This window comes from Candidatus Acidiferrales bacterium, from assembly GCA_036514995.1.
In the GTDB taxonomy this organism is placed as follows: domain Bacteria; phylum Acidobacteriota; class Terriglobia; order Acidiferrales; family DATBWB01; genus DATBWB01.
Window position 1 is genome coordinate 1 of the sequence record DATBWB010000188.1, and the last position, 19552, is coordinate 19552.

Genomic DNA, 19552 nt, shown 5'->3' on the forward strand with positions numbered 1-19552 from the left:
CTACGCCGCAGCCTTCATCTTCTCCGCTTTCTCCAGCACTTCCTCGATGGTGCCGACCATATAGAAGGCTTGCTCGGGAATGTCGTCGTGCTGGCCCTCAACAATTTCTTTGAAGCCCTTGATGGTCTCCTCAATTTTGACGTATTTTCCCTCGAGGCCGGTGAACTGCTCGGCGACGAAGAAGGGCTGCGAAAGGAATTTCTGAATTTTGCGCGCGCGGGCGACGACCAGCTTGTCTTCATCGGAAAGCTCATCAATGCCGAGGATGGCGATAATGTCTTGAAGGTCCTTGTAGCGCTGGAGGATGGATTTCACGGCTCGCGCGACGTTGTAGTGCTCCTGGCCGACGACGCGGGGATCGAGAATGCGCGAGAAACTGGCCAGTGGATCCACCGCCGGGTAGATCCCCAGCTCGACGATCTGGCGCGAGAGGTTGGTGGTGGCGTCGAGGTGGGTGAAGGTGGTGGCCGGGGCCGGGTCGGTGTAATCATCGGCCGGGACGTAGATCGCCTGCACCGAGGTAATCGAGCCGCGCTTGGTCGAGGTGATGCGCTCTTCAAGCTCCCCCAGTTCGGTCGAGAGGTTGGGCTGGTAGCCGACCGCCGAGGGCATGCGGCCGAGCAACGCCGAAACTTCCGAACCGGCCTGCACGAAGCGGAAGATGTTGTCAATGAAGAGAAGCACGTCCAGCCCTTCCACGTCCCGGAAGTATTCCGCCACCGTGAGCCCGGTCAAACCCACCCGCAGCCGGGCCCCGGGGGGTTCGGTCATCTGCCCGTAGATCAGCGCGGCGCGCGATTTCTCCGGATCGCCCGGCGTAATCACGCCTGATTCCGTCATCTCCAGCCAGAGGTCATTTCCTTCGCGGGTGCGTTCGCCCACGCCGGAAAAGACAGAAAGGCCGGCGTGCTTGAGCGCGATGTTGTGGATCATCTCCATGATGATGACGGTCTTGCCGACCCCGGCGCCGCCAAAGAGACCGATCTTCCCACCCTTCAAATAGGGCTCAAGCAGGTCAATGACCTTCACCCCGGTCTCAAACATTTCGAGCGTGGTGGACTGGTCCTCGAGCGGCGGGGCGGGACGATGGATGGGATAGTGAGTATCAGAGACAATGGGACCAAGATTGTCCACCGGCTCGCCCAGCACGTTCATGACGCGGCCGAGCGCCGCCCGGCCCACCGGAACGGTGATGGGTTTGCCGGTGTCGTAAGCTTTCATCCCGCGCACCATGCCTTCGGTTGGCTTCATCGAGACGGCTCGCACCCGGCTCTCGCCCAAGTGGTGCTGCACTTCGGCGATCACGTCCATCGGGTGGGGGACGTCGAAGCCTTCGCTCGTCACCCGCAGGGCGTTGTAGATCGCCGGTAATTTTCCTTCCTCGAATTGAATGTCGAGCACCGGCCCGATGACCTGGACCACCTTGCCCACGTTGCTCATTGCGTTCTCCTCATAACTACAAGTTCCGAGTGCCGGGTGCCGAGTGCTGAGTAAAGGTCCTCGGTTTGGCCAATGATTTCTTCAGACCGCCAAGAAGACGATTTGTCAAATCCAACGACTCAATCAAGGCTGAAAACTTGTTTGGCTCCAGGTATCTCAAATCCCGACTCGGAATCAGAAAATAGCGCGTCTCTTCCAATGATCCGTTCGAGACCTCCAAATAGCGCATGAATTCTTTCCGCGAACGCTTCCCAAAGCCTTCGGCAATATTGGCTGCAACCGAAGAGGCTGCCCATTGCAATTGCGCTGCCAACCCAAATCGCTCTCGGTCAGGAAACTCCGATGTGGCCTTGTAGATTTCCAAAACCAAAGCATGCGCTTCCCGCCAAACCTTCAAATCCTCAAAGCGTCTTACAAGCATCTTCCCTCAAAGTCAGTTATCTTTACTCGGCACCCGGCACTCAGCACTCGGCACCTTTAGCAACAGGCTCACCGCGTCGCCTCACCTCAAAGCTGCCGCGCCGGAGACGATCTCGATAATCTCCCTCGTAATCGTTGCCTGGCGGGCGCGGTTCATCTCGAGGGTGATGCGGTCAATCAGCTCGGCCGCGTTGCTGGTCGCCGCATCCATCGCCGTCATCCGGGCAGCGTGCTCGGCAGCAGCCGATTCCAGCAGAATGCGAAAGATTTGCGTGGTCAGGTGGCGCGGCAACAACTTCTTCAAGAGCTCTTGTGCCGGTTGCTCGTAGATATAATCCACCGGGTTTTCGGCCGGCGCTGGCTTCGTCTCCGGGCGAACTTCGGCGCGGGCGCGGCCGGCAACCCACTCCTGCCGGGCGCTCGGGATTTCTTCGATGGGCAAAAGTTTTTCGGTGGTCAACTTTTGCGCCAGGATGCTCTTGAATTCGTTGTAAATGGCGTAAACCGCGTCCACCTTGGCTTCAGCGTAGAGGGCGATCACCCGGCCGGCAACCTGACTGGCCTGGGCGTAGTCCAGCCGGGCAAAAACATTGACGTATTCCTCGGCCATCTTCCGGCGATGGCTGCGGAAATAATCCCGACCCTTTTTGCCGATGGCGACGATTTCCGGGCTGCGCTTTTCTTTCTCTTTGAGGAATTCCACCGCGCGCCGCAGAACATTGGCATTGAACGCCCCGCAGAGGCCCCGGTCGCCCGTCAGGACCAGCACGAGAATTTTTTCCTCCGGCCGGCGCGCCAGCAGCGGGTGGACCGCTTCTTCCCCGCCTGCCGGAAGGGCAGGGATGCGGCTCACCAGCGACCGCAGCACCGCCAGAATTTCTTGAGCATAGGGCCGCGCGGAAAAAACGCGCTCTTGCGCGCGGCGGAGCCGCGCTGCCGCCACCATCTTCATGGTCTTGGTAATCTGCTGCGTGCTCCGGACGGAGCGAATGCGGCGGCGATAATCTAACAGGGTGGGCATTGTGCTCCAGAGATTTCGTTTATTGCCGAGCCCCGTGGCACCCGCCACGGGGATTGCAGCCCCCCAGGCAGGTGCCTGGGGGCTCGGTATGACCAAAACGGCTATTTGCTTGTTCGGCGCTCAGCCAAAAACCGCTGCTTGAACTCGGCCAGCACCTTGTGAACCTCTCCGCGGATGGCATCATCGAGAGCTTTCTTCTCTCGAATCTTTCTGAGCAATTCGGGACGGCTGCCGTCCAAAAACTCGTATAGACCGCGCTCGAAGGCGCGGCATTGGCTGACCTCGAGATCGTCCAGGTATCCATTCGTGCCGGCGAAGATGATCAGGATTTGCTTCTCCACCGGCAGCGGCGCGTACTGATCCTGCTTCAAGATTTCGGTGAGCCGCTCGCCGCGGCTGAGCTGCGCCTGGGTCACTTTGTCGAGTTCGGAGCCGAATTGAGCGAACGCGACCAAATCGCGGTACTGCGCCAGATCGAGCCGCAACGTTCCGGCAATCTGCTTCATCGCCTTGATCTGGGCGTTGCCGCCGACGCGGCTCACCGACAGGCCGACGTTGATGGCCGGACGGATGCCGCCGTGGAACAGGTCGGTTTCGAGATAGATTTGGCCGTCGGTGATTGAAATGACGTTCGTCGGAATGTAGGCGGAGATGTCGCCGGCTTGCGTTTCAATGACCGGGATGGCGGTCAGAGAACCGCCGCCATTCTCGTCGTTCCACTTGGCGGCGCGTTCGAGCAACCGCGAGTGAAGATAGAAAACGTCACCCGGGTAAGCTTCGCGGCCGGGGGGGCGCCGCAGGAGCAAGGAGATTTCACGGTACGCCTGGGCGTGCTTGGATAGATCGTCATAGAAGCAGACCGCGTGTCGCCCGGAGTCGCGAAAATATTCTCCCATCGCGCAGGCAGCGTAGGGGGCGATGTACTGCATGGTGGCCGGCTCGGAAGCCGAAGAGGTCACGACAATCGTGTAGTCCATGGCGCCGTAGTCTTCGAGCGTCTTGACGACCTGGGCGACGGTCGAGCGCTTCTGGCCAATGGCGCAGTAGATGCAAATCACGTCGCCGCCGCGCTGGTTCAGGATGGTATCGAGGATGATGGCGGTCTTGCCCACCTGGCGGTCGCCGATGATCAACTCGCGCTGGCCCCGGCCAATCGGGATCATGGCATCAATCGCCTTCAGGCCGGTCTGAAGCGGTTCGCGCACGGGCAGGCGTTCGACCACGCCCGGCGCCAGCCGCTCGACCGGATTGCGCCGGTCGGTGACGACCGGCCCTTTTCCGTCCACCGGCTCTCCCACCGGATTCACGATCCGGCCGATGAGCGCCTCGCCCACCGGCACGGACATAATGGTGTTGGTGCGCTTGACGGTGTCGCCTTCTTTGATTTCGGTGTAATCGCCGAGCAAGACCACCCCGACCTGGTCTTCCTCGAGATTCAAGGCGATGCCGCGGACGTCGTGGGGAAAGGCGAGCATCTCACCGGCCATAACCCTATCGAGGCCGTGCACCCGGGCAATGCCGTCGCCGACTGAGATCACGGCGCCAATCTCGGCGACGTTGATGGTTTGTTCGTAGTTGGCGATTTGTTCGCGTATGATTTTCGTGATTTCGTCAGCTTTGATGGTAACCATCAGCACTCCACAAACGGTGCATCGTGAATGGTCAGGGTTGAAGCAGAAAGAGAGCCCTTTGCCATTCTCTATACTCCGGTCTCCAGCCTCTAGTTTCCAGCGTCGAGTCACTCCGCCAGTTTCGCCTGCATGCGGCGCAAGGCTTCGCGGACGGAGCCATCGTAAACGGTGGAACCGACACGGGCGACAATCCCGCCGATAAGCTCCGGCTCGAGCTGGTAGCGCGCTTCCACCCGCCTGCCCGTTCGGCGGGAGAGCGCGTCCTCGAGCAAGTGTCTTTGCCCGTCGCTTAGTGCGCGCGCGCTCAGCACGTCCACTTGCACCACGCCCAACTCCTCGTTCAAAAGTTCCTCGAACGATTCCTGGATGGGGCCGACCAACCCTGTCCGGCGGTTGTCCACCAAGACAAACAGGTAATGGCGCGTGGCGCGGGAAAAGCGGCTGCCGCTCGAAACTTTTTCCAAAATCCCTTTCTTGGATTCCTTGGTGACCGCCGGATTGGCGAGGAGGTTGCGCAATTCGGCCGACTCGGCAAGCAGCTCGGCGAAACGCCTCAACTCCTGCCGCACCGCCTGGGCCGCGGCCAGAGCGGCCTCCTTCTGCGCCGGACGGTCCACGGCTCCGGCGGTTGCCTCGCCGACGGCGACCTCATAAAGCGCTCGCGCGTAGCGCCGCGCCAGGCTGGTGGAAGCTCTTGTCATCAGGCCCCTCTCGGGCCTGCCCCGATTCTATCGGAGTAGAGTTCGCCAATCACTCGGGTAAGCAGGGCGGCGTCGGTGCGAGCGTCTATTTGCTGCCGGATGCGCTGCTCGGCTTGCTCGACCGCGAGCCGGGCAGCAAAGGCGCGCAGCTCCATCTGCGCCGCCCGGCCGGCGGCCTCCATCTCCGCCGCGGCCGCCTTCAAAATCTTATCCGTCTCCGACCGGGCCAGGGCGCGAATGCGCTCTCGCTCGGCCTCCGACTCCCGGCGCGCCTCCGCGCGCTCGGCAGTTACTTCAGCCTCGAGCTGGCTCAAGCGAGCCTCGATCGCGGCCATTTTTCGTTCGGAATCCTGCCGGGCTTTCCCTGCCTCGCGCATGGCGCTTGAAATCATTTCCGCATTCCGCCTGAACCACGGCCGGCCGAATTTCCAGATGACGTAGAACCCTGCCCCGAGGAGGGTGGCAAAATTAATCCACTTGAAAAGCGCGGTATGAGTTTCCGGTGCCTCGCCGGTTTCCGCTTCGGCCGCATGCCCCGGCACCGTCCCGCTGAGCAAGATCGCGAGGAGCACACCCAGCGCGGCCAGGACGAAGAAGCGGCGATGGAAATGGATTTTCATGCGGCGGGCCGGTCCCCGCTTGTCGGGATGCGTGGCGACAGGATGGCGCGGGCGATTTCTTCCGCAAGCATGCGACTTTCGACCTCCACCTGACGCCGAGCCTCCGCGAGTTCGGCGTTGATTTGAGCCTTGCGCTGCTGAATCTGCTCGTTGGCCTGGCGGCGGGCCTCCTTCAGGAGCGCCGCGCGCTCTTCGAGGGCTCCGCGGCGGGCCGTCTCCTGCTGGCGATAGATGTCGGCGCGCGCCATCCGCATCGCCTCCTCATAGCGGCGCGTCTTTTCCTCGACCGCAGCCAGGTTCTCTTCCGCCTTGCGGCGGGCGCCGGTGATGGCCGCCTCGCGTTCTTCCATCACCCGCATAAAGGGCTTGAAAAAGAGCAGCCGCATCAGCGCCAGAAAGAGAAGGAGCAGCAGCGAAGTGGGCAGGGCTTGCCAGAGGAGTTGACCCAGACTGCGAGCGATCTCTTCCATCCCATGTCACTCAGGGGCTGGCCAGGCATCCTCCCTGCCCGGGTTCGCCAGGATAAGAGGGGCGAACGCATTCCCGAGCAGGCATCGCCCAGTGAATTCGAATCTGCCAGACAAAGCTCATTTTTGTAACATACGAGGAAATTCGCGTCAAGGCGGGTTGGTCGGCTTTCGCGGCTCTGCTACAATGCCTTCTCGCGTAAGTCGATAGGATTTGCGCGCGGCATGCGATGGCGCCGCAATGAGCCCGCTCGCGAAGACCGGCGATGACCGCTGCGGCGCCGGCTCAAGCCCGCGTGAGAGGTAGCCTCAAATGCCTTCTTTTCCCGGCGTGGACTACATCGAATTCGATTCCCTTCTAAGCGACGAGGAAAAGCTCGTCCGGCAATCCGTCCGCCGATTTGTGGACGATGCGGTGATGCCGCTCATTGAGAAATGCGCGAGCGAGGGCCGCTTTCCCCGCGAACTGGTGCCTCCAATGGCCGAACTGGGCTATCTTGGCGCCCAGCTCGAAGGTTACGGCTGCGCCGGGATGTCCGCCGTGGAATACGGGCTGGTCATGCAAGAGCTCGAGCGAGGCGACTCCGGCCTGCGCAGTTTTGCTTCCGTCCAGGGCGCGCTGGTGATGTACCCCATCCATGCCTTTGGGAGCGAAGAGCAGAAGCGAAAGTGGCTGCCCAAGATGGCGAAAGGAGAAATGATCGGCTGCTTCGGCCTGACCGAACCGCAGTTTGGATCCAACCCCGGCGGGATGCTGACGCGCGCGCGGAAAGACGGGAACAGCTACATCTTGAACGGCGAAAAAATGTGGATCACCTCAGGGACGATTGCCGACCTGGCGCTGGTTTGGGCCAAGACGGAAGAGGGGGTGATTCGCGGCTTCCTGGTGGAAAAAGGCACGCCGGGCTTTTCCGCGCGCGACATTCACGGCAAATGGTCGCTGCGCGCTTCGGTCACTTCCAGCCTGGCGCTTCAGGATTGCCGGGTGCCGGCTTCGCACATGCTGGGTGTGGAAGGGATGAAAGGCCCGTTGAGCTGCCTCACCCAGGCGCGCTACGGGATCGGCTGGGGAGCCATCGGCGCCGCCATGGCCTGCTACTCGACCGCCCTCCGCTATGCGCTCGAACGCAAACAGTTTGCCGACCGGCCCATCGCCAGCCATCAGCTTGTCCAGGAAAAACTCGCCTGGATGATCACCGAAATCACCAAGGCGCAATTGCTCGCCCTCCACGTTGGCCGGCTCAAGGACAAAGGCAAAGCTGACTTCGCTCATGTTTCCATGCTCAAGCGCAACAACGTGTGGATGGCGCTGGAAACGGCTCGCAAGGCGCGCGACGTGCTGGGCGCGAACGGCATCACCCAGGATTTTTGCGTTTGGCGGCACATGGCCAATCTCGAATCGGTTTACACCTACGAGGGGACGCACGACATCCATACGCTCATCATCGGAGAAAAGGTGACCGGCATTCCGGCATACTTCTAGCGACCACTGGCCAATGGCCGGCGGCCAGTGCTCAGCGACCCGAGACAAGCGCCGAGCCCCCAGGCACCTGCCTGGGGGAACAAATCCCCGTGGCTGGTGCCACGGGGCTTGGCGATAGGGGGAAGCATCGGACCCAAATCACGTCAGAGGGCACAAAATGGAACAAGAGTTATCCCTGGAGTTCTTGCGGGTGGTGGAGCAGGCCGCCATCGCGGCGGCGCACACGATGGGCCAGGGCGATCGCCACCAATCGGATCACGTCGCTGTCGAAGCCATGCGCCGGGCGCTCGACACCGTCCCGATCAACGGCACCGTCGTCATTGGCGAGGGAGAGCGCGACGAGGCCCCGATGCTTTATATCGGCGAAAAGGTCGGCGCCGGCGGCAAAACCTCCGGCTCGGATATGCCGCCCATTGACATTGCGGTGGATCCGCTCGAAGGCACCAACCTTTGCGCCACCGGCGCCCCCAATGCGCTGGCCGTGCTGGCGGCGTCGGAAAAAGGCGGCCTCCTCCACGCCCCCGACCTTTACATGGAGAAACTGGTCGTCGGGCCCAGTTCCAAAGGCGCGGTGGATCTGGACGCGCCGGTGGCCGAGAACCTCCGTGCCATCGCCCGCCGGCTGGAGCGGGATATCGAGGACCTCGTGGTCATTGTCCTCGATCGGCCGCGGCATGAGAAACTCATCAACGACATCCGCTCGACCGGAGCGCGCATCCGGCTGATCGGCGACGGCGATCTTTCCGCCGGGATTGCTGCGGCCGTGGTCGGCACCGGCGTACACGCCGTGATGGGCATCGGCGGCGCGCCGGAAGGCGTTCTTACCGCGGCGGCGCTGCGTTGCCTGAACGGACAGATTCTGGCTCGCCTCGTCGTGGACACGCCTCAAAAGGCTGAGCGCGTTGCCCGCATGGGCATCCGCGATCCCAAAAGAATTTACGACACCGAAGACCTTGCCCCGGGCAAGCACATTATTTTCGCTTGCACCGGCGTGACCGATGGCAACCTGCTTCGCGGCGTGCGCTTTTTTGGGGACGGCACCCGGACATCATCTCTCATCATGACCCTCGACCAGGGCCATGTCCGGTTTGTCGATACCGTGCAGCTCGAAAAACGGCCGGACGTGAAGGTCAGGTTCGCCTGATGCGATGGCGATTCCTCGAAACATTACGCCTCGCGACAACGTAGGTAATAAGCAGATCACCGTCTAAGGGGTGTCCCATGTCCAGCCATCCTGATCCCACCCGCCACGGCGGGCCGACGAAGCCGGGAATGACGCCTTTGCTGAAAGTTCTCCTCGGGCTGCTCGCCGGGGGAGTTGCCTTGCTGATCATTGTGGCCGTGGTCGGGGTTTATGTGGTGCGCCGCACCGTGCACGTTTCGGAAAGCCCATCGGGAAAGAGCGTGGAAATCCAGTCGCCCATCGGCAGCCTGAGCGTCAAGAAGGAGCCGCCGGAGACTGTTTTGGCGCGGCTCGGGATTCCGGCTTATCCGGGCGCCACGCCCGGCGAACATGCCGCTCAGGTCTCGTTCACCGACGGGGAAGAGGGCGCCGGGCTAACCGTGGTCAAGCTTGAGACCCCGGACCCTCTGGACAAAGTGGATGCCTTCTATCGCAAGGAGCTGGGTAGCCGCTTCAAGCGGGAGACGGAAAAAGGGATTGACGACAGCCATGGCCGCGGTCATTTGGTCATCGCCGCCAAGGATTCTGTTCTTTACTCGGAGGAAAAGGACGCCGAGGACACCTTCGTAGCCCTGGAAAAGAAAGGCCGCATCACGAGGATCTCCATCGTGAAGGTTGCAGAGCGGGAAGCGCAGTAGCAGAAGTCGCGACCCGTGACCAGCGACCTTGAGACAGGCGCTAAAAAGCCGAGCCCCGTCGTGCCAGGCTCGGCTTTTTGCTTAGGACTTTTTTCAGGCGCGCCCGAGGAGTCGAGCGATGCGCTTCTCGATGGGCGGGTGGGTGCTGAACAGGCTCATCAGGGTGCTGCCCGACAAGGGCTTGACGATAAAGAGGTGCGCTGTCGAGGGCGCCACATCCATCGGGATGCGCTTGTTGTAAGCTCCGAGTTTCTCGAGCGCCCGGGCCAAGCCGTAGGGATGGCCGGTCAGCCGGGCAGCGGTTGTGTCGGCTTCATATTCACGCGAGCGAGAAATGGCAAGCTGGATGATCAGGGCGGCAATGGGCGCGAGGATGAGCATCAAGAGCGCCACGAATCCGCCACCACGATTGTCATGGTCGCGGCCGCCACCGAAGAACACCGCAAATCGCCCCATGTAAGACAAATAGGTGATGGCGCCGGCAATCATCGCCGCCACCGAGCTGATCAGGATGTCGCGGTTGCGGACGTGGGCGAGCTCATGGGCAATGACCCCTTCGAGTTCCTCGTCGGTCATCAATTCGAGGATGCCCTGCGTCACCGCCACCGCCGCGTGTTGCGGGTTGCGGCCGGTGGCAAAGGCGTTTGGCGCCGCCGCCGGAATCATATAGAGCCTGGGCATCGGCAGGTTCGCCTGGCCCACCAGGCGCTCGACGATCGAATAGAGTCGCGGCGCTTGCTCGCGGCTTACCGGCTGCGCCCCGTTCATGGCCAGGGCGATCTTGTCCGAATAGAAGTAGGCGACCAGGTTCATGCCCACGGCGAAGACGAGCGCAAACGTCATCCCCTGCGGGCCGCCAAGGAGCTGCCCGAAGAAGAGAAGCAAAAGCGTCAAAGCTGTCAGAAGGAACGCTGTCTTAAAGTTGTTCATTCGTTTCTAAGGTTACCCCCGGATTCGATACCGTTCTCAATGTAACCGGCTTGGCCGCTCCCGTCAACAAAAACCGGACACATCCAGGAAGTTAGATTTCCTTATGAATCAAGAAGTTGACAAAAAGACCATGGGCTTGCTTCGTTTTTCAAGATGCTCTAGCATAGCGATATGACCTACCGCTTTTCGGCGCTCATCACCAAGGAAGATGACTGGTACGTGGCCCGGTGTCCTGAACTCGGTGTCACCTCGCAGGGCAAGGATGTGGAGTCGGCCCGCGCCAACCTGCGCGAGGCTATTGAACTCTATCTCGAAACCTGGGGCAGTGCTGATTACAAGCCGCCCGAACAAGAACCTTTCTGGACGACTGTCGAAGTTACTAAGTAATCTCAGCGAACCGTCCCCGCCTTCCTTAAGAAAAAGCTTGACACTCGAAGGGTGCGAGCGAGTACCCTTCGGCGGCAAATGATTAAGTTACCCAGTATCTCTGGTGAGCGGCTGGTGCGCGCATTGAAGCGAGCCGGATTCATTGAGTTGCGCCAGATAAGGAAGCCACGTAGCCCTCGAAAAGAAAACTCTGGACAAAGTCTATCGCACCGTTGTTCCACTCCACTCCTCGCTCGCCAAAGGAACCCTGGCGGACATCCTTAAGCAGGCCGGGATCACGCGCGAGCAACTTCTTGAACTTTTATAGAAAACTTCAGGAAGCCGCCACCGGGGAGCCAGCGCGCTCGAACTTCATTTCGCCCTTGCCCAAGTTGGCGTCCACCGTCACCCGGTCGCCCGGCAGAACCTCCCCGTTCAGGACTTTCATCGCCAAGGGGTCCTGAATGAGCCGCTGGATGGCGCGCTTCAAAGGTCGCGCGCCGAACTGGGGGTCATAACCCTCGCGGTAGAGTAATTGTCGGGCTGCCGGAGTCAGCTCGATTTCCAGTTTTCGTTCAGCGAGTAACTTGCGCAAATACCCGAGCTGGATCTCCACAATGCGTTCGAGTTCCGCCTTGCCGAGCGGGTTGAAAATCACGATTTCGTCCACTCGATTCAAGAATTCCGGCCGGAAGGTTTGCCGCAGCGCCTCCATCGAACGTTTCCGCATCGCCTCGGGATCGCGCCCGGCCATTTCGTGGATGGCGACGGAGCCGACGTTTGAGGTCATGATGATCACGGTGTTGCGAAAATCCACCGTGCGGCCCTTGCCGTCGGTGAGCCGGCCGTCGTCCAGGATCTGAAGCAGCACGTTAAAAACGTCTTGGTGCGCCTTTTCGATTTCATCGAGCAGGAGGACGGAGTAAGGCCGGCGACGAACCTGCTCGGTAAGCTGCCCGCCTTCTTCGTAGCCCACGTAGCCGGGCGGCGCGCCCATCAAGCGGGCCACCGAGTGTTTTTCCATGTATTCGGACATATCGAGCCGCACCATGGCGCGCTCGTCGTCAAACAGGAATTCGGCCAGCGCCCGCGCCAACTCTGTCTTGCCGACCCCGGTCGGTCCAAGGAAGATAAAAGAGCCGATGGGGCGCTTGGGGTCGGAAAGTCCGGCGCGGCTGCGGCGGACGGCGTTTGAGACGCGCTCGAGCGCCTCCTCCTGGCCTACCACCCGTTGCCGCAGGCGCTCCTCCATGTGGACAAGTTTTTGGATTTCGCCTTCGAGCATCCTCGCCACCGGAATGCCGGTCCAACGGGCTACCACCTTGGCGATGTCCTCCTCATCCACCTCTTCCTTGAGCATGCGGTGGGTTCGCTGGAGAGTAGCCAGCCGCTGCTGGGCGGCGGCAAGCTCTTTTTCGATGCCGGTCAATTTCCCGTAGCGGATCTCGGCGACCTTGGCGAGTTCGCCTTGCCGCTCGTACCGCTGCTCCTCCATCTTGAGCTGTTCGATCTGCTCCTTGAGCGAACGGATCTGGCTGATGGCGGTCTTTTCGTTCTGCCAGTGAGCCTTGAGCCGGTCGGATTGCTGGCCGAGATCGGCCAGCTCCCGCTCGATTTCGGCAAGGCGCTGCTTGGAGTGCTCGTCGCTCTCTTTGACCAAAGCCTCGCGCTCAATCTCGAGCTGGATTGCTTTCCGCTGGAGGGCGTCGATCTCGACCGGCAGCGAGTCAATCTCCATGCGCAGGGCAGCGGCTGCCTCGTCCACCAGGTCAATCGCCTTGTCCGGCAGGAAGCGGTCAGAGATATAGCGCTGGGAAAGGGTGGCGGCGGCGATAATGGCAGAATCCTTGATGCGCACGCCGTGGTGCACCTCATAGCGTTCCTTCAGGCCGCGCAGGATGGCAATCGCGTCCGCCACCGTCGGCTCGCCGATGTAAACAGCCTGGAAGCGACGTTCGAGGGCAGGGTCCTTTTCGACGCGCTTCTTGTATTCGTTGAGGGTGGTTGCGCCGAGGCACCGCAGCTCGCCGCGGGCCAGCGCCGGCTTCAGCATATTGGAAGCGTCCACCGCGCCCTCGGCCGCGCCTGCCCCCACAAGCGTGTGCAGCTCATCAATGAAAAGAATGATCTGGCCATGGGCGTCGGTGATCTCCTTCAGCACCGCCTTCAAACGCTCTTCGAACTCGCCGCGATACTTGGTGCCGGCGATGAGCGCCGCCAGGTCAAGCTGCACCAGCCGCTTTGGTTTCAATGCTTCGGGAACGTCACCGGCAACGATGCGCTGGGCCAGCCCCTCGACAATGGCGGTCTTGCCGACGCCGGGTTCGCCGATGAGCACCGGGTTGTTCTTGGTGCGGCGGGAGAGAATCTGGATGACGCGGCGAACCTCCTCGTCGCGGCCGATGACCGGGTCGAGTTTGCCGCGGCGAGCCAGCTCGGTCAGGTCGCGGGCGTATTGTTCGAGCGGCCGATAGGTCTGCTCGGGCGTTGCGGTGGTCACCCGCTGGCTTCCCCGCACCGCCGCCAGAGCCTGCAGAAGCGCCTCGTGGCTGAGACCATTGCGACGAAGCAGGTCGCCGGCCGGGTCCTGCTTGAGCGTCGAGAGGGCCAGGAGAAGATGTTCGGTCGAGACGTATTCGTCTTTGAATTGCTCGGCTTCCTCGAAAGCAACCTTGAAGAGTTCATTCAGGGCCGGACCGAAGTAGTGCTGGGTGAGCCCGCTGACCTTGGGAAGCCGCTCCACCGCCCGCTCCACCTCCAGCGCCAGAGCGTCAGGCGGGACGTCGAGCTTCTGCAACACCGGGAAAACGATGCCTTCGCGCTCGGCAAGCAGGGCGGCAAGCAGGTGAAGCGGCTCCAATTGCTGGTTGCCGTGCTTGCCGGCAATCTCCTGAGCGCCTTCGACCGCCTCCTGGGCCTTCAATGTCAGCCGATCAAAGCGCAGCATGACGATTCACTTCCTTTGTCGAAACCCAAATGCCATTCCGGCCGGCGGGAGGAGCTGTTTTCCGCGTCGGCTTTCATCTTCCGAAGCCGAGATTCCTTCTCTCCGCGCTCCCTCGCTCGAAAACAGTCCCTCCCGCCTCGGGAAGAAGTTCAGTTCTGCGACACGGCGACCTGGATCTGCTTGGGCTTCGCTTCCTCTTTTTTGGGCAGCGTCAGCTTGAGCACGCCCTTCGAAAACTCGGCCTTGACCTTGTCGCTGTCGATCGTGTTCGGAAGCTGGAAGCTGCGGGCAAACGAGCCGAAGGTGCGCTCCACGCGATAGTAGTTCTCTTCCTTTAGTTCCTTTTCGGCCTTCCGCTCACCCTTGATGGTCAGGGTGTTGTTCTCGATGCGGATGTCCACGTCCTTGGCTTCCACTTCGGGAAGATCGGCTTTGAGCACCAGCTCGTGCTCGGTCTCGTAAATGTCCACCGACGGGCTCCAGTGGCCAGCCGCCAACTCGGCGTCCCAGCCAGGGCGGAACCGAGCCATCGTGTCCTCAAACAGCCGGTTCATCCGCTCCTGAAACGTAGTCAAGTCGCGAAACGGTTCCCAACGAACGAGAGTCATGGTGAAACCTACTTGCCTCTTTCACAATCTTAGTGCGAAGACATTATAAAACATGCGCCTTATACTATCAAGACAAGTTATACTTTTGTCTTCAACATGTTAGTACAAGAATACTAGAAAAACGACCCCTGTCGGCCGTGGGCAACCCCCGGGGCTGAACCGTTCGGCTCGCATAGACTGGAAACCAGGTGTGGCCGCTTACCACCTTTGGGACGATCCCTTTGTGACGCGGCACGGATGCGAGAGCCCCTTACGACACTCCGGGGACGCGGGATTTCAGGCTTCTCGGGCGCCCCCTAGGCAGCGCGCAGGATGAGGCATTTGAGGTAGTGGGTTTCTGGGAGGGTGAGCAGGATGGGGTGGTCGCGCGCCTGGGTGCGCCGCTCGAGGACGGTGACGCAGCGGCGGGCATCGTTGGCCGCCTCGGCAACGATTTCCAGGAACAGGTACTCCGGGATGTGATGCGAGCACGAGCAAGTGATCAAGATGCCGCCCGGCCGGAGGATTTTGAGCGCCCGCAGGTTGATTTCCTTGTAGCCGCGGCGGGCAGGCGGCACGCTGGCTCGGTTTTTGGCAAAGGCGGGCGGGTCGAGGATGATGGCGTCGAATCGCCGGCCGCTCTCATCGTAATGTTTCAGGACATCAAACGCATTGGCCTCTTTGAAGGTCACATTGGCGATGTTATTGAGCTGCTGATTGCGCCGGCCGGCTTCCACCGCCGCCGGCGAGAGGTCAATGGCCTCGACAGTATCGGCGTTGGGCGCCACCGTCAGAGCAAAGCCCCCGGCGTAGCAGAAGGCGTCCAGGAGATCGCCGTGGGCGTAACAGAGGGCAGCCCGGCGATTCTCACGCTGGTCGAGAAACGCGCCCGTCTTCTGCCCGTGAAAGGGGTCGAAGTGGAAGCGCACGCCATTTTCCTCAGCGATGATCTCCGGCGGACAATCGCCGTGCAGAACGGAGACCTTCTGTTCCAGGCCTTCGAGCATGCGCACCTTGGGGTCATTGCGCTCAAGGATGGCGCGAGGGGAAAAGCGCTCGACGAGCAATTCGACCAACTCCTGCTTGCGCCGCTCGGTGGCCTGGCTAAGGGTTTGGATCACCAAGCAATCCGCGTAGCGATCGACGATAAACGAGGGTAGCTGGTCGGACTCGCCATAGATGAGACGGAAAACCTGCGTTTGGTTGACGATGGTTTCCCGGAAATGCGCGGCGGCGTCTATGCGAGAGGAGAAGAAGGCGCGGTCAATCGGGATATCATCCCGGGTAAGCAGCCGCAGTGCGATCTGGGAACGGGTGGAGTAGAAGGCCTTGCCCAGAAAGCGACCCCGCTCGTCGGTAACGCGAACCGCGTCGCCCGCCTCGGCCGTTTCCGCCGTTCGGATATCGCTCCGGTAAACCCAAAGATGGCCGGAAAGGAGACGGTCGGCACCCCGCTGGGCAATCGTGACCACTGCTTCGGTCATCGACGCCACCTCATTTGCATGTCGGGCGCGGTGATATCGAGCGAGCCACAGCGGCGGGCGTGGACGCTAGACAGGCCCGCCGAGCCGCCGGCCAGTTGCCTATGTCGCCGAACCGGCAGGCCTCAACCGCTTGATAGCACAGTTTTCCCCGACTTGCCAGGGGAAAGTGCCAGGGGACCGGGCCGGGTTGGTACAATGATGCCGGAGCGATTCGAGCGTTGACGCTTCCGAGCGATTTCGACTACGAGCTTCCCCCCGGGCGGATTGCCCAGCGACCTCTCCCCGAGCGGGATGCCTCGCGCATGCTGGTGCTCGACCGGGCAAGCTCTGCCTGGGAAGACCGCGCCTTTGGCCAATTGCCTGACATCCTACGCGGTGATGAGCTGCTGGTGGTCAACAACGCCAAGGTTTTTCCGGCGCGGCTTTTGGGGCGCCGTCGTGGGGTAAAGGCCCAGCCCATCGGCCGGTACAACCCGGCGCGAAAGGGATTCCTGCACTCCGAGATCGAGGTGTTGCTGGTTCGCCGATGCCAAGAAAACGAGTGGGGAGTATTGGTGCATCCCGGGAGAAAGATTCGCACGGGCGAGGTCTTAATCTTTGGCGACGGCGAACTCGAAGCCGAAGTGGTTGGCCGAGGCGAGTATGGCGAACGCCGGCTGCGCTTCGCCTGCCGGGAAGATTTCCTGAAGGCCATCGACCGGCTGGGCCACGTGCCCCTGCCGCCCTACATTCGCCGGCCGGACGAACCGGCTGACCGCGAGCGCTACCAGACGATCTTCGCGGTCACGCCCGGAGCCATCGCCGCGCCGACGGCCGGACTCCACTTCACCCCGCGTGTCCTGGAGCGGCTCCGAGGCCGGGGCGTCGAGCTCTGCGAGGTGACCTTGCAAGTAGGGCTCGGCACCTTCCAGCCGATCCACACCGGGCAGGTGGAAGCGCACCGGATGCATGCCGAGCCCTACGAGATCAAGGAATCGGCCGCCGCTCAGATTGAGCGGGCTCGCCGGGAAGGCCGGCCGGTGCTCGCCGTGGGCACCACCGTCGTCCGAGCTCTCGAGGCAGCCGCTCAGCCGACCGGCCACTTGGTTGCCGGGACGGGCGAAGCGACGTTGTTCATCTACCCGGGCTATCGCTTCCGGATAGCCGACCAACTGCTCACCAATTTTCACCTGCCGCGTTCCACCTTGCTCCTGATGGTTTGCGCCCTGGCCGGCCGCGAGCTGGTGCTGCGCGCCTATCGGCACGCGGTCGAGCAAGGCTACCGTTTCTACAGCTACGGCGATTGCATGTTGATCCGCTGACTCGTGCCGTTCCAACTCGGTGGAACGTCACTAATCGACTGCGTTTGGGCTTCCCGAGGCAAACGACAGGGCACGGTCCTTGCCAGCAAATCGCAGTTGCTTCAAAGACCTCTGGGAATCCAGCAAGACGCTGGTGTTGGACGTCTTGCGGTCAATTGAAACCCAGCTCGCTTTTGTCTTGACTTCCTGTTTGCCACCGGTGATCACGACGTCGGTTTCGGAGCCGGTCGAGTCAGAAATCTTCACCGTGTACTCGCCAGCCTTCAAGGTAACACCGCCGACATTGACGGGGTCGAAGAAAGTGATGCGCCGGGTCATCCCTTTGGCGGTTGCCAGGCTAACGGCCACAAGGCTGACCAGGGCGACGACAGTGAGTGATTTGCGGAGACTTGACATGATATCCCTCCTGGGTGGTTGTTCGAGATTGCCTTCGAGGGAGGGCCCATGCGGGTAGGGCAGCGACAACTTGGAAGCGATTGACAGGGGAAGGCGCTTCGCGCTAGCCTTGCGGCCGACACAGAGGCTTCCGTGCACACAGCCAAACTTTGTGTCGCTGCCTGCGAAGTGGTCCCTCACTCTGCGGGCATCTTACTTTTTGGGCCCTTCGTCCAGACAGCGTACGACCATCAGAGTAAAATCGTCATCCCGGGGACGGCTGCCGGCGAAATCCTGCACGGCGCCGAGCAGGGAAAAGAGCATGGTGCTGGCTGAGGAACGGCCAGCGCTGCGGGCGGCCGCCAACAACCGTCTCACTCCAAATTCTTCGTCGCTGCCATTGCGGCACTCCACAATCCCATCCGAATAACCAATCAGCGTGTCACCGGGCTCCACCACGACGCGCCCGCTGCCGAAGGAGGCCTGGGGAAGAGCACCGAGAAGCGGGCCGCCCTCTCGCAGCGACTCCACCGTCCCGCCCCGACGCAACAGCAGTGCGGGCGGTTGACCGGCGTTGCAATAGACGAGTTCGCCCCGCCGCGAGTCAAGCCACCCCAGAAAAAGGGAAACCATGGGCGGCCCGGCAGGCAGTCGGCAGAGATCGCGGTTGATGGCCGCCACCGCTGCCGCCGGGTCGGGAAGCGAGCCTGCCCCGATAGGACCGGGGCCCGCGTGGATGCGGATCAAGCCGACCAGGTGAGTGAACCAGAGGCCGGCGGCCAGACCTTTTCCAGCGATATCGCCAACGGCGAGGCCCATTGCCGCGCCCAGCTCCAGCACATCGTAGAAGTCGCCGGAGATGTCGCGCACGGGAAAAATCTCGCTGGCTATTTCGAACCGCCCGCGGCGCAGTTCGCGTGGGGCACAGAGTTTCCGCTGCACCTGGGCTGCGGCAAAGAGCGCCTGGCGCAGCTCATCGTGCTCCCGGTGGAGGGCAGCGAGCTGCTCTTCCCAGGCCCGGTTGCGTTGGCCCAGCTCCGCGCCGCCAAGCTTGGAATCTCCACTCTGGGCGGCGACCGCCTTGCCGCCGGGGCGAGTCTGCCACGCCGGGATGAGCCCACGCTCTGGGCGATCCATAGTCTGGGAGGTTTCTCGAGCCTTGTTCACCGTTGCCCTCAGCACGGAAGCGCTAGCCAACAAACTTATAACCGACGCCATGCACCGTAAGAATAAAACGAGGTTCCGCCGCATTAGGTTCCAGCTTCTGCCGCAGGTGGACGATGTGTGCATCCACCGTGCGGGTGGTCGGATAGTGGTTATAGCCCCAAACGTCCTCGAGCAGACGATCGCGGCTCAAGGTTTCTCCGGCGTGGCAGATAAAGTACTTCAGCAGCTCAAACTCCTTGGCAGAAAAATCGACTGGTTTGCCTTTGCGGAGGACCTGGTAGCTCCGCAAGTTGACCTCCACATCACCGAACGAGTATCTGTCATGCTCCTTGGGAAGGGTGTGGGCGCGGCGGAGAACCGCTTTGACGCGCGCCATCAATTCGCGGATGGAAAACGGCTTGGTGACGTAGTCATCGGCGCCCAGCTCGAGCCCGACGACCTTGTCCACCTCCTGGCCGCGGGCAGTCAGCATGATGACGGGTATGGAAGGCCGCTTGGCCTTGAGCTGCTTGCAGACGTCCAGCCCGCTCATCTTGGGCATCATGACGTCGAGCACCACGAGGTCAGGCGAATCGGAGAGGGCACGCTCGAGGCCTTCGCTGCCATCGCTGGCGGTGATGACCTCGTAGCCCTCGTACTCGAAATTGTCGCGCAAACCGGAAACCATGTTGGGTTCGTCTTCCACGATGAGAATCCTGGTCATGCCCATCACCTCGAACCTCCAACAGAGATGCGAACTGCTGCCCATGTGGAACGATCACACCTCGTTCGCGGCGAAAGCTCCAAGCGCC

Annotated in this window: 19 protein-coding genes; 5 read left to right on the plus strand and 14 right to left on the minus strand. The window is 61.6% G+C overall.

Going from position 1 to position 19552, the window contains the following annotated elements:
* The 7 genes from atpD to VIH17_12340 form a co-directional block, all read right to left on the minus strand.
* A complete protein-coding gene (atpD, locus tag VIH17_12310) occupies nt 1-1440 on the minus strand; it encodes a F0F1 ATP synthase subunit beta (GenBank protein HEY4684011.1) in 1440 nt (479 codons plus the stop codon).
* Between the two features lie 16 nt (nt 1441-1456).
* Complete coding sequence (locus VIH17_12315) at nt 1457-1837, minus strand: four helix bundle protein (protein HEY4684012.1); 381 nt, start codon at nt 1835-1837, stop codon at nt 1457-1459.
* A gap of 105 nt (nt 1838-1942) precedes the next feature.
* A complete protein-coding gene (gene atpG / locus VIH17_12320; GenBank protein ID HEY4684013.1) occupies nt 1943-2881 on the minus strand; it encodes an ATP synthase F1 subunit gamma in 939 nt (312 codons plus the stop codon).
* Between the two features lie 101 nt (nt 2882-2982).
* Complete coding sequence (gene atpA, locus VIH17_12325; protein HEY4684014.1) at nt 2983-4512, minus strand: F0F1 ATP synthase subunit alpha; 1530 nt, start codon at nt 4510-4512, stop codon at nt 2983-2985.
* 107 nt (nt 4513-4619) lie between these two features.
* Nucleotides 4620-5213: an ATP synthase F1 subunit delta gene (gene atpH / locus VIH17_12330; GenBank protein HEY4684015.1), complete on the minus strand. Its 594-nt coding sequence runs from the start codon at nt 5211-5213 to the stop codon at nt 4620-4622.
* A complete protein-coding gene (locus VIH17_12335; protein HEY4684016.1) occupies nt 5213-5833 on the minus strand; it encodes a hypothetical protein in 621 nt (206 codons plus the stop codon). The genes atpH and VIH17_12335 overlap by 1 nt, the downstream gene beginning before the upstream one ends.
* Entirely contained in the window at nt 5830-6303 is a 474-nt protein-coding gene (locus VIH17_12340) for an ATP synthase F0 subunit B (GenBank protein HEY4684017.1), read from the minus strand. The genes VIH17_12335 and VIH17_12340 overlap by 4 nt, the downstream gene beginning before the upstream one ends.
* Before the next feature lie 310 nt (nt 6304-6613).
* On the opposite strand from VIH17_12340, the gene VIH17_12345 reads away from it, so the two are divergent.
* The 3 genes from VIH17_12345 to VIH17_12355 all read left to right on the plus strand — a co-directional run bounded on the left by VIH17_12345 (nt 6614) and on the right by VIH17_12355 (nt 9604).
* Nucleotides 6614-7783 (plus strand): acyl-CoA dehydrogenase family protein, encoded by a 1170-nt coding sequence (locus VIH17_12345; protein HEY4684018.1) that lies wholly within the window; start codon nt 6614-6616, stop codon nt 7781-7783.
* Nucleotides 7784-7940: 157 nt separating this feature from the next.
* On the plus strand, nt 7941-8927 hold the full coding sequence (gene glpX / locus VIH17_12350; protein HEY4684019.1) for a class II fructose-bisphosphatase: 987 nt from the start codon (nt 7941-7943) through the stop codon (nt 8925-8927).
* A 77-nt stretch (nt 8928-9004) separates the two neighbouring features.
* On the plus strand, nt 9005-9604 hold the full coding sequence (locus VIH17_12355) for a hypothetical protein (GenBank protein HEY4684020.1): 600 nt from the start codon (nt 9005-9007) through the stop codon (nt 9602-9604).
* A gap of 93 nt (nt 9605-9697) precedes the next feature.
* Here VIH17_12355 and htpX read toward each other — a convergent pair whose 3' ends face one another.
* Complete coding sequence (gene htpX / locus VIH17_12360) at nt 9698-10534, minus strand: zinc metalloprotease HtpX (protein ID HEY4684021.1); 837 nt, start codon at nt 10532-10534, stop codon at nt 9698-9700.
* 171 nt (nt 10535-10705) lie between these two features.
* On the opposite strand from htpX, the gene VIH17_12365 reads away from it, so the two are divergent.
* Nucleotides 10706-10921 (plus strand): type II toxin-antitoxin system HicB family antitoxin, encoded by a 216-nt coding sequence (locus tag VIH17_12365; GenBank protein HEY4684022.1) that lies wholly within the window; start codon nt 10706-10708, stop codon nt 10919-10921.
* A 313-nt stretch (nt 10922-11234) separates the two neighbouring features.
* Here the strand turns inward: VIH17_12365 and clpB are convergent, their stop codons facing one another.
* From clpB to VIH17_12380, 3 genes are all read right to left on the minus strand, one after another.
* Nucleotides 11235-13847 carry an ATP-dependent chaperone ClpB gene (clpB, locus tag VIH17_12370; GenBank protein ID HEY4684023.1) on the minus strand — a complete coding sequence of 871 codons (2613 nt, stop codon included), beginning with the start codon at nt 13845-13847 and terminating at the stop codon, nt 11235-11237.
* A gap of 149 nt (nt 13848-13996) precedes the next feature.
* Nucleotides 13997-14455, minus strand: coding sequence for an Hsp20/alpha crystallin family protein (locus VIH17_12375; protein ID HEY4684024.1), 459 nt, complete (start codon nt 14453-14455; stop codon nt 13997-13999).
* Nucleotides 14456-14751: 296 nt separating this feature from the next.
* On the minus strand, nt 14752-15918 hold the full coding sequence (locus VIH17_12380) for a class I SAM-dependent rRNA methyltransferase (protein ID HEY4684025.1): 1167 nt from the start codon (nt 15916-15918) through the stop codon (nt 14752-14754).
* Nucleotides 15919-16136: 218 nt separating this feature from the next.
* Between VIH17_12380 and queA the strand changes: the two genes are divergently transcribed.
* On the plus strand, nt 16137-17219 hold the full coding sequence (queA, locus tag VIH17_12385) for a tRNA preQ1(34) S-adenosylmethionine ribosyltransferase-isomerase QueA (protein ID HEY4684026.1): 1083 nt from the start codon (nt 16137-16139) through the stop codon (nt 17217-17219).
* Nucleotides 17220-17249: 30 nt separating this feature from the next.
* Here the strand turns inward: queA and VIH17_12390 are convergent, their stop codons facing one another.
* From VIH17_12390 to VIH17_12400, 3 genes are all read right to left on the minus strand, one after another.
* Nucleotides 17250-17615: a hypothetical protein gene (locus VIH17_12390; GenBank protein HEY4684027.1), complete on the minus strand. Its 366-nt coding sequence runs from the start codon at nt 17613-17615 to the stop codon at nt 17250-17252.
* 192 nt (nt 17616-17807) lie between these two features.
* A complete protein-coding gene (locus VIH17_12395; protein ID HEY4684028.1) occupies nt 17808-18731 on the minus strand; it encodes a PP2C family protein-serine/threonine phosphatase in 924 nt (307 codons plus the stop codon).
* 52 nt (nt 18732-18783) lie between these two features.
* Nucleotides 18784-19464 carry a response regulator transcription factor gene (locus tag VIH17_12400; GenBank protein ID HEY4684029.1) on the minus strand — a complete coding sequence of 227 codons (681 nt, stop codon included), beginning with the start codon at nt 19462-19464 and terminating at the stop codon, nt 18784-18786.
* Nucleotides 19465-19552: the final 88 nt, after the last annotated feature.